This window comes from Pseudocolwellia sp. G5-9, from assembly GCF_055808995.1.
On record NZ_CM147893.1, the window covers coordinates 56,926 to 73,239 of the forward strand.

The following is a 16,314-nucleotide window of genomic DNA, read 5'->3' on the forward strand; positions in this document are numbered from 1 at the left end:
TATAACGTATTGAATTTAATGTTTTTAGTTCGGTGATTTTAGATTTTAAAGAATTTCAGGTTTTAGTTTTAAAGATTTACGATATAAGTAAAAAATAATTTTTCGTTAAAATACCTTATTGTCATTTTGAATATATTGTGTTAAAAATGTAATTGTCATTTTGACAATAATAAAATAAATATAAAAAATCAGGGGACTCAAATGTTTAATAAAAAGATATTAACTACCTCCATCTTAGCCGCGCTAGGTTCAATGACCGTGTCAACTATGGGTTATGCAGAAGAAAGCGAAGTGAAGGAAGTAGAAGTTATTACCGTAACGGGGATACGTGGTAGTTTATTACGCGCTATGGATGTAAAACGTGCTTCAGAAGGTATTGTTGATGCAATTTCTGCTGAAGATATGGGGAAATTTCCAGATACTAACTTAGCCGAATCTTTACAGCGTATTACTGGTGTTTCAATTGACCGTGCAAGTGGTGAAGGTAGTAAAGTTACAGTTCGTGGTTTTGGTGCAGATAAAAACTTAATTACATTAAATGGTCGTCAATTACCTACAACGACGGGTGACAGAACATTTGATTTTGCAAACATTGCTTCAGAAAGTGTATCAGGTGTTACTGTTTATAAAACATCTAATGCGAGTGTTACATCAGGTGGTATTGGCGCAACTATTGATTTACAAACACATAAGCCTTTGCAGTCTCCGGGTACTAAAGCTTCAATTGGTGGGAAATTAGTTAACGATTCTTCAACTGACCAAGGTAGTACAACACCAGAAATTAGCGGTTTATACTCACAAACGTTTGCCGATGAAATGTTTGGTATTTCAATTTCAGGTAGTTACCAAGAACGTGAAAGTGGCATGCAACAGTTTTTACAAGACCAAGGCTACAGAGCAAGTGATTACACTAACACAGGTTGGGGTGGTGTACCTGCTGGTGCTGACGGCGGTACAAACAGACCAACAAGTGGTAATTATTCAAACCCACAACAACCTCGTTATGTGTTTGAAGAGCGTCAACGTAAACGTTTAAATGGCCAATTAGTATTGCAATATAAGCCTATTGAAACTTTAACAATTACTGTAGATCAGACAATAATTCGTAATGAAATTGAAGAGCAACATACTGATGCTTCTGTATGGTTTAACTATGCCGGCGATCGTAGCGAAACAGTATGGGACGGTTCTCCAAATGCAGTGCCACTAATTTATTCTGAAATTTATGAAATTAATAGTGATGCTGATCTTGCCGATACTTCTTTAACTGTTGGTGCTTGGGGTAATGAACAAAAAACTGACTCAACGGGTTTAAACATCGATTGGCAAGTTAGCGATAAATTAAACATTACTGTTGATCATCATAGTTCTAAAGCGAGTATGCAAGCGACAGATCCGCGCCATGGTACACGTAATAATATGCAATTACCTTCTTACACTCGTACTCGTACAGGTTTAGATTTAACGGGGGATTTACCAGGTATAGCAACAGGTAATATTGAAGCATTTACTCCACAAACTATGCGTTTATCCGGTAGTTGGTTCTCAAATGATAAATACTCTTCAGAAGTCGATCAAACTCAAGTAAAAGGTGAGTACATCTTAAACGACGAAATAAGTATCGATTTTGGTGTATCAGTTAATACGGTTAATAACCATTACCGTCATACACAAGTTCAACGTGCCGATTGGGGAGGAGTTGGTGAAGTAGGTGATTTTGCTGACGTTGATTGGCGTGAAGATACTATTTTAGATAAGTTTGATGCTAAAGCAGGTAACTTTGAAGGCACAGCAACACAAGGTGATTACGATTTATTTAACAAAATTTTCTTTGCTGATTTTGATGAAATTGTTCGCGCTGCAGAGTTTGCAGATCCAGTAGCTAATGTTGATAGTTTATGGGGTGACTGTAAAGCGCCTGCGGGTGCATCAGCAGGACCTAACGGTGAAGGCCATTTCTGTGCATCAACTAACTGGGATGCAGATACCAACCGTTTTACTGAAGAAAAAACCACAGCGTATTTCGTACAACTGAGTTACGAAGGTGAATTAGGAAGTATGCCGTTTAGTGCCTATTTAGGTGTTCGTCATGAATCAACTGATGTTGACTCAATAGCTTCAGCTCCGGGATATAGCAGTGTTGAATGGAACGAAGATACGTCTACATCAGTAACAGGTGTAACAGGCATTGAAACATTAAGTCAATCGGCTGACTACAGTAAAGTGCTACCAAGTTTAAATGTTAATTTAGAACTTACTGACGATATAACCTTAAGAGCAGCAGCGGGTAAAACAATTTCTCGTGCTTCTTATGGCCAATTGCAAGGTGGTACAACGGTTAATACAGGTGGTAGTTTAAGTGGTTACTCAGGTAACTCAGGTAATCCAGGGTTAAAACCATTAGAGTCAGTAAACTTTGACATTTCTGCTGAGTGGTATTACGACGAAGGTAGTTATGTTTCATTAGGTTACTTTAGAAAAGATGTAACTAATTGGATAACTACAGGTACTGTTGATTCAGATATTTTCAGTCTACCTAATCCACTTGATGGCGCTAAATTTAACGCTGCTGTTGCTGCATTAGGTGCAAATGCTTCAAATCAAGATATTAGAAACTATATCTTTGAAAACTACGTTGATGATCCAAATGTTCAACCAAAATTTGACGAAAATGGTGACTTAGACGGCGGAAAAATTATTGGTGACCCGGCAACAGATAACATTGTTAACTTTAGATTAAATGTGCCTGTAAACGGCGATAATGAAGAAACAATTGATGGGTTAGAATTTAATATTCAGCACATTTTTGGTGATTCAGGATTTGGTGGTGTATTCAACTATACTATGGTTGATTCAGGTCTTGCTTATGATAATAACTCTTTACAAGATACTGCTGCATTAACAGGGTTAAGTGATACAGCTAACGTGGTTGCTTTTTATGATAAAAATGGATTGCAAGTACGTATAGCCTACAATTGGCGTGATGAGTTCTTAAATGAACGCCGTGTAAATGGTGATTTAACAGCACCAATTTATACTGAAGCATACGACCAAATAGATTTTAACGTAAGTTATGAAGTGCCAGCCCTAGAAGGTTTAACGGTATTTTTTGAAGGTATTAACATTACCAACGAATATACCAATGAGTATGGTCGTGATGATCGCCTTACTTATAAATTAACCCAAACGGGTGCACGTTATGCTTTAGGTGCAAGGTATAGCTTTTAAAACGTTGTTTTAATTGTTTAAAAAGCTACTTTTTAGTAGCTTTTTTTATGCCTATTATTCGTTAATCTAAGTTAGATTAACCTTATTACGTTTTACATGAGGCTTTAGTTACCTTAGCTAGTAATTCGATTACTTGTTTGTTATAGTCAAATAAACCTTAAGTTGTCTAGTAGTAGATTAAGGTACTAAAGTTATTGATTACAGGGACAGAAACTTAAATTTATTGAATGGTTAAGTGGTGCATATGCAATCAGAAATAAAAAATATTGTTATTGTAGGTGGTGGTACTGCGGGTTGGATCACTGCGGGATTAATTGCAGCTAAACACACTAAACATCAATCTTCTTGCTCTACAGTTTCAGTTACCGTTATCGAGTCTCCAAATGTTCCTACTATTGGAGTGGGTGAGGGAACGTGGCCCTCAATGCGCGAAACCCTAAAAAAAATAGGTATTAACGAAGCTGATTTATTTACTTGTTGTGATGCGAGTTTTAAACAAGCCTCAAAATTTATTGATTGGCAAAAATCACCTTTAAATCATAACAACACTAGCCATTCTTATTTTCATCCCTTTTCTTTACCCCAAGGCACTTCTCAGTTTAATTTAGGTACAGTGATGGGATCTTTAACTGTTGCCGAAACTAGTACATTGTCTTTTGCTCAGCAAGTTTGTTATCAGTCTGTATTATGTGAAGAAAATTTAGCGCCTAAACAAATAACACTAAAAGCATACGACTATATTGCTAATTATGGCTATCACCTTGATGCGACAAAGTTTTCATTATTACTTAAAGATCATTGTATAAAAAAGCTGAACGTAAAACATATTTCAGCCCATATTGTTGCGGTAAATAATGATGACAGCGGTGATATTTCTTCAGTATCAACTCAATGCGCTGGTGATATTCAAGGTGATTTATTTATAGATTGTTCTGGTGCGCAGTCTTTATTGTTAGGTAAACATTTCGGTATTCCTTTTTGTTCAAAAAAATCAATATTGTTTAACGACTCTGCATTAGCGGTTCAAGTACCTTACGTTAATGAAAACTCTCCTATTGCGTCATGTACCTTGTCTACCGCACAAGCATCTGGCTGGATTTGGAACATAGGCCTACAATCTCGTTGTGGTGTTGGTTATGTTTATTCAAGTCAACACACGAGCGATACACTGGCTGAAAGTACACTTGAACAATACCTTAACTCATTAAGTACAAGCCATAAAAAGTCAGAACCTTCAGTAAGAAAATTGTCGTTTAACCCTGGTTATTATGAAAAATTTTGGCACAAAAACTGTGTTGCGGTAGGTATGTCTGCTGGTTTTATTGAACCACTCGAAGCTTCAGCATTAGCAATGGTCGAGCAAGCGGCTCAAATGATCAGTGATCAACTTCCTGTAACTAAACGTAGTATGGCGATAACCGCTAAACGTTTTAATGAAAAATTTATTAAGCATTGGCAACAAATTATCGAGTTTTTAAAACTACATTACGTGTTATCTAAACGAGATGATTCAAACTATTGGTTAGATAATAGAGATCCATCAAGTATGCCTGAATCTTTACAAGAAATGCTTGAGTTGTGGCAGCATCAAGCGCCGTCGTCTTACGATATTCCACATAATAATCCTTTGTTTCCTGCAGCAAGTTATCAATATGTTTTATACGGTATGCAATTTAATACGGTTTCAGCACGAGAAAATAATGAACATGCTGATCTTATTCAACGAACATTAGCTGATGTACAACATAAACGACAGCAGTTATCAAAAGTGATGGAATCAAACAGAATGCTAATTAATAAAATAAAACAATATGGGCTAGCCACCATTTAACAAACAGTAAACAACAATATAATGATAACTATAAAGTGAGGCACCTCATGGCAAACCATGTACTACTTAACAACATTGAACATAAAGATTTAAAAATTAATGCTGAACGTTCAGCAGTTATGGGTGACAACGTGTGGTATGCACAAACGTTCCCTATGGAGTTTAGAAGTGCTCAAGCCCACTATCCTATCTTATTTCATAAAGACAGTAACACAGGGCAGTTTATGCCAATTACTCTGTTCGGTTTTGAAAATGACGATAACTTATTTTTAAAAGAAGGTAAGTGGGATGCAACGTATATACCGTTAGCAGTGCAACGATTACCTTTTTATATAGGGCAACAAAACGTAGTAAAAGACGGTGTAACCGCGCAAGAACGTGTTATTACCATTGATTTAGATTCTCCTAAAGTAAATACAGAACACGGTATCGATTTATTTTTGGAGTATGGCGGTAACAGTGATTATTTAGAACATATGGCGAATGTTTTAGAGTCGTTGCATGTTGGTTTACAAGAAAATAATGATTTTATAGAAGCTATGGTCACCTGCGAGTTATTGGAATCAGTAACCTTAGATATTGAGTTAAATGATGGTAGTAAAAACCAGTTAATGGGCTTTTATACGATTAATGAAGATAATTTAAATGCTCTCTCACAAGACAAGTTAATAAGGTTACACAATGCAGGGTTTCTTCAAGCGATATATATGGTGATTGCATCACAAGTGCATATCCATGATTTAGTCGCACGAAAAAATGCCCAACTAGCGTCTTAATCATCATTTATGTTATCTATAAAAAATACAGTAAAAACGCTTTTTGACGTAACGCCTAATAATATTAGCGAAGCGATATTAACTTCTGACGAGCCTTTAATTCTTAAAGGTTTTGGGAGTAGCTGGCCAATTGTTAAAGCAGCGAAACAGTCTAACGAACATGCTGTTGAATACCTTAAACAAATGGAAAAAGGTATTACTGTTAATACATGTTATTTAGCGCCTAAAGAGCAAGGACGTATTTTTTATAATGATGATATGAGCGGTTTTAATTTTCAGACTAAACCGCAAATATTAAGTGATGTGTTAACTGAAATACTTGAACAAGCTAACTGTAAAATACCTAAAACGATTTATATTGGTTCAACCAGTATTAAACAAATATTGCCTAGCCTTGTAGAAGAAACATTAGCATCGCCATTGTTGTCTAACGCCATTTATAACATCTGGTTAGGTAATAAAAGTAAGGTTGCCGCACATTTCGATTTTTTACAAAACTTAGCTTGTTGCGTGGTGGGTAAAAGGCGTTTTACCTTATTTCCTCCTGAGCAAATTAAAAACCTTTATTGTGGGCCATTAGATAAAGCACCGGGTGGTCAGCCTATTAGTCTGGTTGATTTTGAGCAACCTGACTTTGAGCAATTTCCTAAGTTTAAAGACGCTATCGATAACGCTATGGTTGCAGAGCTTGAAGCAGGTGATGCTATTTTACTGCCAAGTATGTGGTTTCATCATGTAGATGGGCTGGGTGATCTTAACGTATTACTCAACCATTGGTGGAGAACAAGTCCAAATTATTTGGGAAATCCTACTGATGCACTTCATCACGCAATATTAAGTATTAGAGATTTACCTAAAGCACAGCGTAATGCATGGAAACATTTATTTGACCATTATGTTTTTGAGTATGAAAAAGATAATTTTAATCATATTACAAACAGTGCAAAAAGCATTCTCAATAGTCCGTTAGACGAATTACAAGCTCGAATCTTAAGAGCAAACTTACAAAACAAATTAAGACGTTAGTGCTACTTTTTAGAGGCTCTTACTTTTTAATATTATTAACACAGTAGGAATTACATCATGAATTCATCAGCAATTAAAAATGTGGTTATTGCCGGCGGTGGTACTGCAGGTTGGATGGCAGCTGCAGCATTAGGAAAGTTATTAGGCAAAAATCTAAACATTACTTTAGTCGAGTCAGATCTTATTCCTACGGTTGGTGTGGGTGAAGCTACCATTCCTACATTACATATCTTTCATGATCTTTTAAAAATAAAAGAAGCTGATGTTATGAAGGCAACTAACGCTACTTTTAAGTTAGGTATTTCTTTTGAAAATTGGCGTGATGTCAATCAAGACTACATTCATTCATTTGGGTATTTAGGTCAGGGCTGTTGGGCTGCAGGTTTTCAACATTTTTGGGTTAAAGGAAACCAGCAAGGCATCGTTAGCGAAATTGGTGATTATTGTCCTGAACATGTAGCAAGCAGACGCGGTAAATTTGCTGTTGTACCCAATCAAGACCGTAATTATGCTTATCATCTTGATGCCGGATTATATGCTAAGTTTTTAAGAGGTATGGCTGAAGAACATGGCGTTAAACGAGTTGAAGGTAAAATTAATCAAGTTAACGTTAATGAAGAAAACGGCTTTATTCAATCAATAGCATTAGATAACGGTAAGGTAATTGAAGGCGATTTATTTATCGATTGTACTGGTTTTAAAGGCTTGTTGATTGAACAAGCCTTACATACCGGTTACGAAGATTGGAGCCATTGGTTACCGTGTGATAGTGCTATTGCAGTGCAAACCAAAATACATAATAAAACCGTACCGTACACTCGCTCTATTGCGCATAAAGCGGGGTGGCAATGGCAAATACCGCTACAAAATAGAATGGGTAACGGTGTTGTATTTTGTAGTAAGCATTTATCAGACGAAGACGCTAAAGACTCACTTCTAAATAATATAGAAGGAGAGTTGCTTAACGAACCTCGTGTTATTAAGTTTAAAACGGGCACACGTCGTAAACATTGGAATAAAAACTGTGTTGCTGTTGGGCTTTCTAGTGGATTTATTGAGCCACTCGAGTCAACGAGTATTCATTTAATTCAACAGAGTATTATTCGCTTAATGCAAAACTTGCCGTCAAAAAATATGGAGCAAGCAAATATTGACGATTTTAATAACAAAATGCGTTTTGAAATAGATAACATTAGAGATTTTATTGTGCTGCATTATCATGTAACACAGCGAACAGACAGCGCATTTTGGCGTTACTGCAAAAATATGGAAATTCCGGAAAGCTTACAACAACGCATCAATTTATTTATAGAAAACGGCAACGCCTATAAAACAGAACGCGAGTTGTTTGGCGAAACATCGTGGATACAAGTGATGATAGGGCAAGGCCTAATGCCTAAGTATTACCACCAAATAGTCGACATGATGTCTGATACCGAATTAAAAGGTTTTTTAGATAACATAAAAATGACAATTGAACGCCGTGTAAATAGTTTTCCGGATCATAACGAATTTATTAAAAACTACTGCCAATCAAGTGTCATGTAATTATTGTGATTAAGATCAATCGCCAAGCAACGCTTAATGTTGAGTACATAGGACAAGATAAAATACCTGTTATTATTATTGATAACTATGCGGAAAACCTTGATGAATTAGCAGACAATGTTGTTGCAAACGGACAATTTAAACCTGACGAAATAAGCAATTATCCGGGCATTCGTTCGGCAATTCCCAAGGCGCTTGTAGTGGGGTATTTAAAGCCATTAATAGAAGTGTTATATCGTGTATATAAATTTTCAAATCATTTACAACCCGCCCCCAAAGACAATTATTTTTCACTTATAACAAAGCAACCTGAAGATATTTCGGCCATGCAATCGTGGCCGCATTTTGATACGCCTAACCCTAACCTTATCGCTGTTATTCATTATTTAAACAAAGGCGACCACGGTGGAACTGGATTTTTCAAAAATAATAAAAGTGGCTTAGAACGTATAGATGCCAGTACGAAAGATTATTTTTATCAATGTGCAGATGACTATTTTAATTCATTAAATACAAATACTTTTCACTACTGCGGTGAACAGCACAGTGAATTTACTTGTTATAAAAAAATAGCCTACAAAGCAAATCGTTTAATTATTTTTCCGGGACAATTATTGCATTCAACTTTAGTAAATACCGCTACAGATATTAATGGCGAACCTGCAACAGGTAGATTAACCGCTAACTTTTTTGTTGAGTTTAAATAAACCTTTACGATCTCCTAACTATTCACATCTATGGTTTTACTTCATGCTTTCCCCTTTTTATTCAATGTTTTTTGCCATATGTTGTAAGCATTATTCATAAAGTAATGTTGATTTTTTAAATAATTGAAATTTTTTTTATTGGGTGTCTTTCTATATACAGCATGTATGCAAAACTCAAGGAGCCAAACATGAAACCCTTTCATTTATTTATTCTTTTATCATCACTTCTTTCTACAACATCATTTGCTGTCGATACCAAAGTAAAACCAAATTTAGATGGGCTAACATTACCTGAAAATTATAAAGACTGGAGAGTGATTTCTGCCTCACACAGAACAGATAACAAGAGTATGAGAATTATTCTAGGTAATGATATTGCCATTAAAGCATCACGTTCAAATCAAACCAATCCTTGGCCAGACGGTGCTATTTTAGCTAAACTTGTTTGGAAACAAAAAACTGAAAAAAATTGGCCTACCGCAATAGCACCAGAAGCTTTTATTCATGCCGAATTTATGTATAAAGATTCTAAAAAATTTAAATCTAATGGAACAGGGTGGGGATGGGCACGTTGGTTAGGAAAAGATCAAGTTCCTTATGGTAATAAAGATGATTTGAACCAATCATGTATTTCTTGTCATACGCCTGTTAAAGGAAACGATTGGGTATACACTACACCTGTGCAACTACCTTAATTGGTAACGGGTATATAAACTTAATAAAATTACCGAATAAGAGGAATCGTTTATGCGTCAAAAAGTAGAGTTTACCAGTGGTGACCACAAGCTTAGTGGATTACTTGAAACACCTGAAACGAATATTAAATTTTATGCATTGTTTGCTCATTGTTTTACATGTGGTAAAGACGTTGCCGCTGCATCTCGTATCAGTAGAGCATTAACCGCTAAAGGCATTGCCGTGTTACGTTTTGACTTTACTGGCTTAGGTAATAGTGATGGCGACTTTGCGAACACGAACTTTTCTTCAAATATTCAAGATTTAGTGGCTGCTGCTGACTTTTTACGTAAGGAATATAGCGCACCCAAATTACTTATTGGTCATAGTTTAGGTGGCGCTGCAGTATTAGGTGTTGCTGAAAAAGTTGAAGAGTCGGTTGCCGTAGTCACCATTGGTTCTCCGTCCGATGCGGCGCATGTAGCACATAATTTTGCTGCTCATATTGATGATATTGAAGCAAACGGAGAAGCTGAAGTTAGCCTTGCAGGTCGTAATTTTAAAATACAAAAACAGTTTTTAGACGATATTAACAGTTATGGAAATAGCCATATTAGTAAGCTAAAAAAAGCCTTGTTAGTTATGCATTCTCCTGTGGATAGTACGGTTAATATTTCAGAAGCTGAAAAAATTTATCAAGCAGCACTTCATCCTAAAAGCTTTGTTAGCTTAGACAATGCCGATCACCTATTAAGTCATAAGAAAGATTCTGAATACGTAGCAGAAGTTATTGCCGCATGGGCAAGTAGATACGTACCAAGCGACACTAAAACGTATCAAAGCAGTGTTGCTCAAGGACATGTGTTAGTTGAAGAAAAAGATCACAAGTTTGCTCAGCATGTGAGTACAGCAAGTCATTATTGGTTGGCCGATGAGCCTGTTAAAGTTGGAGGTAAAAATTCAGGCCCAGATCCTTACGATCATTTACTAGCTGGTTTAGGTGCGTGTACATCAATGACATTAAGAATGTATGCTCAGCGTAAAAATCTCCCCGTAGATCATATTAAAGTTGAACTAACGCATACGCGTAATTATCAGGAAGACTGTGAAAATTGTGAACAACAAAGTGGAATAGAAGCTATTGTGCGTAATATTAGTTTTGTTGGAAGTTTAAACGAGCAAGAAACTGCACGCTTTTTAGAAATTGCTGATAAATGCCCAGTACATAAAACATTGCACAGTAAAGTGGCTGTGGTCACTCGTCTTGCTGAGTAGCTAAGACTAGGGGCTGTTGAGCTTTGCTGATTATTTTTGAAGTAGTTTATTAGCCTTTAATATAAGGCAGAGTATATGTTTTGTTATTCTACTCTTAATAGGCGGTAACGTAGTAGAAATGGCGAATAAGTGCCGTTTAAATGTTTCTTGCTCATTGTAGCAAGGAATTTATATAGAACAACTAGGCTACACTTCTTGCGCTGCGAGCAACTAGCATTTAATTAGAACAAAATTTAAATATGAAAGTTCAACAGACCTTAATAGCGCTTATGATTAAGCGCTATTTTAAAGGACTTATACGTCAATATTAGCTAATACCATTTCTTTGTCGGTTGTGGAAATGTTTTTCTGATTTGAGCATTCTTCAACAGGTATTTGACCATGTTCAATTAACCAAAAGAAACTTTGCATCGCTATATTTAACATATTCTCTGTTTCTTTTGCCCATGGTTTTTTGTAACCGATAAAAATGGTATGGCCTTCAAGAGATGAAGTTATAAATAAACTTAAACGCTGCGCCTGCAAGTCGGTAAGTTTAGGGTTAATATCTTTAATAATATCGGCAACTATTGCACGGTACTTACCATACATATTATCCATGATCTTACTGACGTGTTTTTCATGATTTGCCATACTCCAAAGCTCAGGAAAAAATACGGTGGTGTGCTTTGTTTTAAGATCTTTTACAACGGCTTTTATTATTTTTATGAACTGTTCCTTAGGCGATAAATTATCTCTAAACTTTTCAAATGTGTCTAAATAATTTTGAATAACCTGATCAAGTAAAGATTCTAATAAGCTATCTTTTGACGGAAAATAATACTGTAAATTGCCAACACTTACACCAGCTTTAGTGGCAACTTTTCGCATTGAAAAATTATGATAGCCACTATCAATCAATAATTGCTCTGCAGCTTCTAAAATAATTTTTATTCGCCTTTCACCTTTGGTGTAGCCCTTGGAAACCGCTTTGTAAGTCACATCAACCCTTTTCTGATAACACTAATATTAGAATGTATACGTTGCTTTATGATAAATCAATTATGGTAATAGTGAAAATATATTTAAGACTATTTTCATATTACTTAATGTTTTGAAATATAAGATTAAAAATTAAATTTAACTACATAAAAATATAAATACGATTGTACTAATAAAAAATACGCTTGACCTAAAATTGGGTTTGTTCTACAGTTGATTTATGCGTAATGATGCTTAAAAAACACACTACTCATGCCGCTTTGAAAAATCATTAATAAAAAATGCAGAGCAAAGGGGGTTAGCACTTTGAAAAAAATAATAAAAGTTAACGCTCTGTTAGTTGTTAATAAATTTAATTTATTATGGGGAATTAAAGATGTTTAAAAAATCAAAATTGGTTATGTCTATGGCTGCTTGTTTAGGCGTTCTCTCCGCCGGTACATCAGCATCAGTTATTGAAAAAATAGAAGTCACGGCTCAAAAACGAGTTCAACCATTACAGTCCGTAGGTATTGCAGTAACAGCGTTAAGTGGGGACCAAATGGATGCATTAGGTTTAGACAATGCGCAGCAAGTTACTGCAATGGCTCCAGGAGTTACAACCATTCAACCCAATGGTCCATCATCATTTTTTGTAAGTATTCGTGGTGTGGGCCAAAACGATTTCTCAGGTGACCATCAAGAATCACCTGTAGCTATTTACCTTGATGAAGCTTATATCAGTGCAGCATCAGGAGCAGGGTTCCAATTATTTGATATGGAACGAGCTGAAGTATTACGCGGCCCACAAGGTACTTTGTTTGGCCGTAATGCAACGGGTGGTCTTGTTCATTACATTACTAAAAAACCAACCAGTGATGTTGAAGGTTATGTAGATTTAACGTTAGGTGCTTACAACCAACGCAGGTTTGAAGGTGCTATAGGTGGTGGACTTACCGAAGACATTTCAGGACGTTTATCTTTTGTTAAAAACAAGCATGATGGTTATATTGAAAACCGTATTGGTACAGACCTAAATAACGGTAACGATTGGGGGGTAAGAGGTCAGTTACTGATTGAAAGTTTTGAAGATATTGAGTGGCTGATTAGCTTAAGAGCTGGCGAACAAGACATTAACTCAGGTTTTTTTGAACACAGTTCGGCACGTTTAAACCCTGTAACAGGTTTAGGTGAACATTTTGATGGTCCTGATTTACAGGCAACGGGCGATTCTTTAGCTCCTTCTTATCAAGACACTGATAATGATGTTCACGCGGGGGCTTATAACGTTATTGGTTACAACCGGCTAGAAACCGCAGGCGCTACCAACAATATTACAATGGATTTTGGTGAGTACGACGTTACCTTTATCACCGATTATTCAACCTTAAAAAAAGATTACCTAGAAGATTCCGACGCATCACCTAATGACTTTTTTGCATTCTTTTTAAAGAGTGATTTAGAGCAGTTTTCTCAAGAAATTCGTGTAGGTGGATTTACCGACACGGTTGATTGGGTAGTGGGCGCTTTTTACCTTGATATTGAAGGTGAATTTTCCAATGGTGGTGCAGCACAAAACTTTTTCTCAGCTCAATTTCCTGGATTTGGTCTTAACGATACCTCATTAAATCATCTTGGTTTAAACACGCCTTTTGAAACAGAAACTAAAACAACGGCATTATTTGCTCAAGCAGAAATAGACATTACCGATACGTTGTCATTTACAGCTGGCCTTCGTTGGTCAAACGAACAAAAAGATGCCAATTTAACAACTTACTTTTCACTTTTTGATTCAGCGGCTTCTTCTAATGTTGTATCAAACGATGCTTTTGGTTTGGGTGCAGATATTGATTACTTTCATTATGGTCCTGCAGGTGCTGGTGGTGGCGGTTTAGGTGCTGTGTTCGACTTAACTGAACAGGGTACTTACGAAAGCATTGATGACGATTTAATTACGGGTAAATTACAGCTTGATTGGAAAATGGACAAAAATACCTTGATGTATTTAGGCTATAACCGCGGCGTAAAAGCGGGTGGTTATAATGCTCCACTTGATCCAACTGATCTTTTTGACGGTAATCCACTCAACGGCAGTGTAGAAGACATGAGGTTTGATGAAGAAATATTAAATGCTTATGAATTAGGGCTTAAATGGTCTTCTGCTGATGACAAATTAAGAATTAACAGTGCAGCTTATTATTACGATTATCAAGACTACCAAGCCTTTAGGTTAGAGGGTTTAACCACTTTTGTTTTCAATACTGACTCAGTGGTCAAAGGTGCTGAAGTTGAAATTCAAGCAAATCCTATGGACGGTTTAGATATTATGGCAGGGCTTTCTTACATCGATAACAATGTTGAAGATGCCTTTAGACAACCTGACGGGCAGTTACTTGATCGACGCGCGATTATGACGCCTGAATGGAATGCCAACGCATTAGTTCGCTATGAGTGGGAAGTGATGGAAGGCTTTATGGCGGTGCAGTTTGACGCTACGTTCTTGTCGGATCACTATTTCCAACTTAAAAATGCGCCAGTAGGTCATCAATCTTCTTATGTTTTATCTAATGCACGGCTGTCTTATACCAATGCTGACGATACTTGGACGGTTGCTGCTTTTGTAAATAACTTAACAGATAAAGAATATCGAACCATGGCGTTAGATTTATCGGGTACGCCTGCACAAGCTGGCTTTGGTTTAACTGAAAGTTATTACGGTTCGCCTCGTTGGTGGGGAGTGTCGGTTAATTACAGATTCGAATAATAAATAATTTGTTGGAGCCCTTTATCTGATTATTCAGTTAAAGGGCTATAAATTGTAAAAATATCATTAAAAACTAGGGTACTTTTACCTAAAGGGGAGAATTATGAACCAATATAAAATGTTAGTCGCAGGGCAACTTGTTGAAGGTAAACAAACCTTAGATGTTATTAATCCTGCCACTGAAGAGGTTTTTGCTACAGTACCTCGAGCCAGTAAGGAAGATGTAATGATAGCTGTTGCTGCAGCAAAAAAAGCTCAACTATTATGGAAGCATGTACCTGAAGCAGAGCGCAGAGCCGTTGTTAATAAAATAGCCGATGCTATAGCCGAAAATGCGGAAGAACTCGCTAAAACCATCACCTTAGAGCAAGGTAAAGTACTCGATTTTTCTCGTATGGAAGTACAATTTGCTGAAGCCTTTTGTCGTTCACTCGCTTCACACGAATTTCCAGTTAAAGTATTAGAAGAAACTGAAACTAATCGAGTTGAAGAGTACCGGACGCCGCTAGGTGTTGTAGCTGGTATTATTCCTTGGAATTTTCCGTTATTAATCGCTGCTTATAAATTATCTCCTGCACTTGTAACAGGTAACGCGATTATTTTAAAACCGGCACCAACTACACCGGTTTCTACACTTATTTTAGGTCGTATTATTGCGAATATAGTGCCGGAAGGTTTGGTTAGCGTTATTGTTGATGATAATGATTTAGGACCAACACTTACCTCGCATCCAGATATTGCTAAAATTTCATTTACTGGCTCTACTCCAACAGGTAAAGCGATTATGAAAAGTGCAGCCGATACCATGAAACGTTTAACGTTAGAGCTTGGTGGTAACGATGCTGCAATTGTACTTGATGATGCTGACCCGAAAACGATTGCACCGGGTATTTTTGGTAGTGCCTTTATTAATAGTGGCCAAGTATGTATTGCCCTAAAACGTTTATATGTGCACGAATCTATTTATGATGAGTTGTGTGATGAAATTGCTACTTTAGCCAATAACGCGGTTGTAGGTAATGGTATGGATGAAGGCGTGCAATTTGGTCCTGTGCAAAACAAAGCACAGTACGAAAAAGTATTATCTTATATTGCTGCAGGTAAAGCAGAAGGTACAGTTATTGCGGGTGGTGAAGCATCAGATCAACCCGGCTATGTTATTCCGTTAACGGTTATTAAAGACTTAAAAGATGGTTGTATTTTAGTTGATGAAGAACCTTTTGGCCCAGTATTACCTATTGTTAAATACTCTAATTTAGATGATGTTATCGCCAGTGCTAATAACAGTAAAATGGGCTTAGGTGGTTCAGTGTGGTCATCTAACCTTGAAAGAGCATCACAAGTGGCGGCTCGATTAGATACAGGTACTGTGTGGATTAATCAACATTGTGCTTTTGGTCCTCAAATTCATATGGCACCGGCAAAAGAATCTGGCGTAGGAGCTGAATGGGGTAAGGAAGGTGTTAAAGAGTTTACCGCTTGTAAAATTATTAACATTAATAAGGCTTAGTACGTTAATAATGT

The 16,314-nt window shown here is 36.6% G+C and carries 11 protein-coding genes; 10 read left to right on the forward strand and 1 reads right to left on the reverse strand.

Annotated elements, in window-relative coordinates; translation table 11 throughout:
* Positions 1 to 201: 201 nt before the first annotated feature.
* From AC0L5Q_RS00245 to AC0L5Q_RS00280, 8 genes are all read left to right on the forward strand, one after another.
* Positions 202 to 3,228 (forward strand): TonB-dependent receptor, encoded by a 3,027-nt coding sequence (locus tag AC0L5Q_RS00245; RefSeq protein ID WP_473613509.1) that lies wholly within the window; start codon positions 202 to 204, stop codon positions 3,226 to 3,228.
* Between the two features lie 244 nt (positions 3,229 to 3,472).
* Positions 3,473 to 5,059, forward strand: a complete 1,587-nt coding sequence (locus tag AC0L5Q_RS00250; protein ID WP_473613510.1) for a tryptophan halogenase family protein — start codon at positions 3,473 to 3,475, stop codon at positions 5,057 to 5,059.
* A gap of 47 nt (positions 5,060 to 5,106) precedes the next feature.
* Positions 5,107 to 5,835 carry a SapC family protein gene (locus AC0L5Q_RS00255; RefSeq protein WP_473613511.1) on the forward strand — a complete coding sequence of 243 codons (729 nt, stop codon included), beginning with the start codon at positions 5,107 to 5,109 and terminating at the stop codon, positions 5,833 to 5,835.
* A gap of 9 nt (positions 5,836 to 5,844) precedes the next feature.
* Positions 5,845 to 6,861 carry a cupin-like domain-containing protein gene (locus AC0L5Q_RS00260; protein ID WP_473613512.1) on the forward strand — a complete coding sequence of 339 codons (1,017 nt, stop codon included), beginning with the start codon at positions 5,845 to 5,847 and terminating at the stop codon, positions 6,859 to 6,861.
* Between the two features lie 57 nt (positions 6,862 to 6,918).
* Positions 6,919 to 8,409: a tryptophan halogenase family protein gene (locus AC0L5Q_RS00265; RefSeq protein ID WP_473613513.1), complete on the forward strand. Its 1,491-nt coding sequence runs from the start codon at positions 6,919 to 6,921 to the stop codon at positions 8,407 to 8,409.
* A 5-nt stretch (positions 8,410 to 8,414) separates the two neighbouring features.
* A complete protein-coding gene (locus AC0L5Q_RS00270; protein ID WP_473613514.1) occupies positions 8,415 to 9,116 on the forward strand; it encodes a DUF6445 family protein in 702 nt (233 codons plus the stop codon).
* A 188-nt stretch (positions 9,117 to 9,304) separates the two neighbouring features.
* Positions 9,305 to 9,811 (forward strand): cytochrome P460 family protein, encoded by a 507-nt coding sequence (locus tag AC0L5Q_RS00275; protein ID WP_473613515.1) that lies wholly within the window; start codon positions 9,305 to 9,307, stop codon positions 9,809 to 9,811.
* 52 nt (positions 9,812 to 9,863) lie between these two features.
* Entirely contained in the window at positions 9,864 to 11,066 is a 1,203-nt protein-coding gene (locus AC0L5Q_RS00280; RefSeq protein ID WP_473613516.1) for a bifunctional alpha/beta hydrolase/OsmC family protein, read from the forward strand.
* Between the two features lie 294 nt (positions 11,067 to 11,360).
* Here the strand turns inward: AC0L5Q_RS00280 and AC0L5Q_RS00285 are convergent, their stop codons facing one another.
* On the reverse strand, positions 11,361 to 12,047 hold the full coding sequence (locus AC0L5Q_RS00285; RefSeq protein WP_473613517.1) for a TetR/AcrR family transcriptional regulator: 687 nt from the start codon (positions 12,045 to 12,047) through the stop codon (positions 11,361 to 11,363).
* 376 nt (positions 12,048 to 12,423) lie between these two features.
* On the opposite strand from AC0L5Q_RS00285, the gene AC0L5Q_RS00290 reads away from it, so the two are divergent.
* On the forward strand, positions 12,424 to 14,790 hold the full coding sequence (locus AC0L5Q_RS00290) for a TonB-dependent receptor (protein WP_473613518.1): 2,367 nt from the start codon (positions 12,424 to 12,426) through the stop codon (positions 14,788 to 14,790).
* Between the two features lie 103 nt (positions 14,791 to 14,893).
* Positions 14,894 to 16,300, forward strand: a complete 1,407-nt coding sequence (locus AC0L5Q_RS00295; protein WP_473613519.1) for an aldehyde dehydrogenase family protein — start codon at positions 14,894 to 14,896, stop codon at positions 16,298 to 16,300.
* Positions 16,301 to 16,314 lie beyond the last annotated feature (14 nt).

Coding starts and splice junctions, on each gene's coding strand:
- AC0L5Q_RS00280 (WP_473613516.1), top strand. CDS start 9,864: ATGCGTCAAAAAGTAGAGTTTACCAGTGGTGACCACAAGCTTAGTGGA.
- AC0L5Q_RS00275 (WP_473613515.1), top strand. CDS start 9,305: ATGAAACCCTTTCATTTATTTATTCTTTTATCATCACTTCTTTCTACA.
- AC0L5Q_RS00265 (WP_473613513.1), top strand. CDS start 6,919: ATGAATTCATCAGCAATTAAAAATGTGGTTATTGCCGGCGGTGGTACT.
- AC0L5Q_RS00290 (WP_473613518.1), top strand. CDS start 12,424: ATGTTTAAAAAATCAAAATTGGTTATGTCTATGGCTGCTTGTTTAGGC.
- AC0L5Q_RS00295 (WP_473613519.1), top strand. CDS start 14,894: ATGAACCAATATAAAATGTTAGTCGCAGGGCAACTTGTTGAAGGTAAA.
- AC0L5Q_RS00260 (WP_473613512.1), top strand. CDS start 5,845: ATGTTATCTATAAAAAATACAGTAAAAACGCTTTTTGACGTAACGCCT.
- AC0L5Q_RS00250 (WP_473613510.1), top strand. CDS start 3,473: ATGCAATCAGAAATAAAAAATATTGTTATTGTAGGTGGTGGTACTGCG.
- AC0L5Q_RS00245 (WP_473613509.1), top strand. CDS start 202: ATGTTTAATAAAAAGATATTAACTACCTCCATCTTAGCCGCGCTAGGT.
- AC0L5Q_RS00255 (WP_473613511.1), top strand. CDS start 5,107: ATGGCAAACCATGTACTACTTAACAACATTGAACATAAAGATTTAAAA.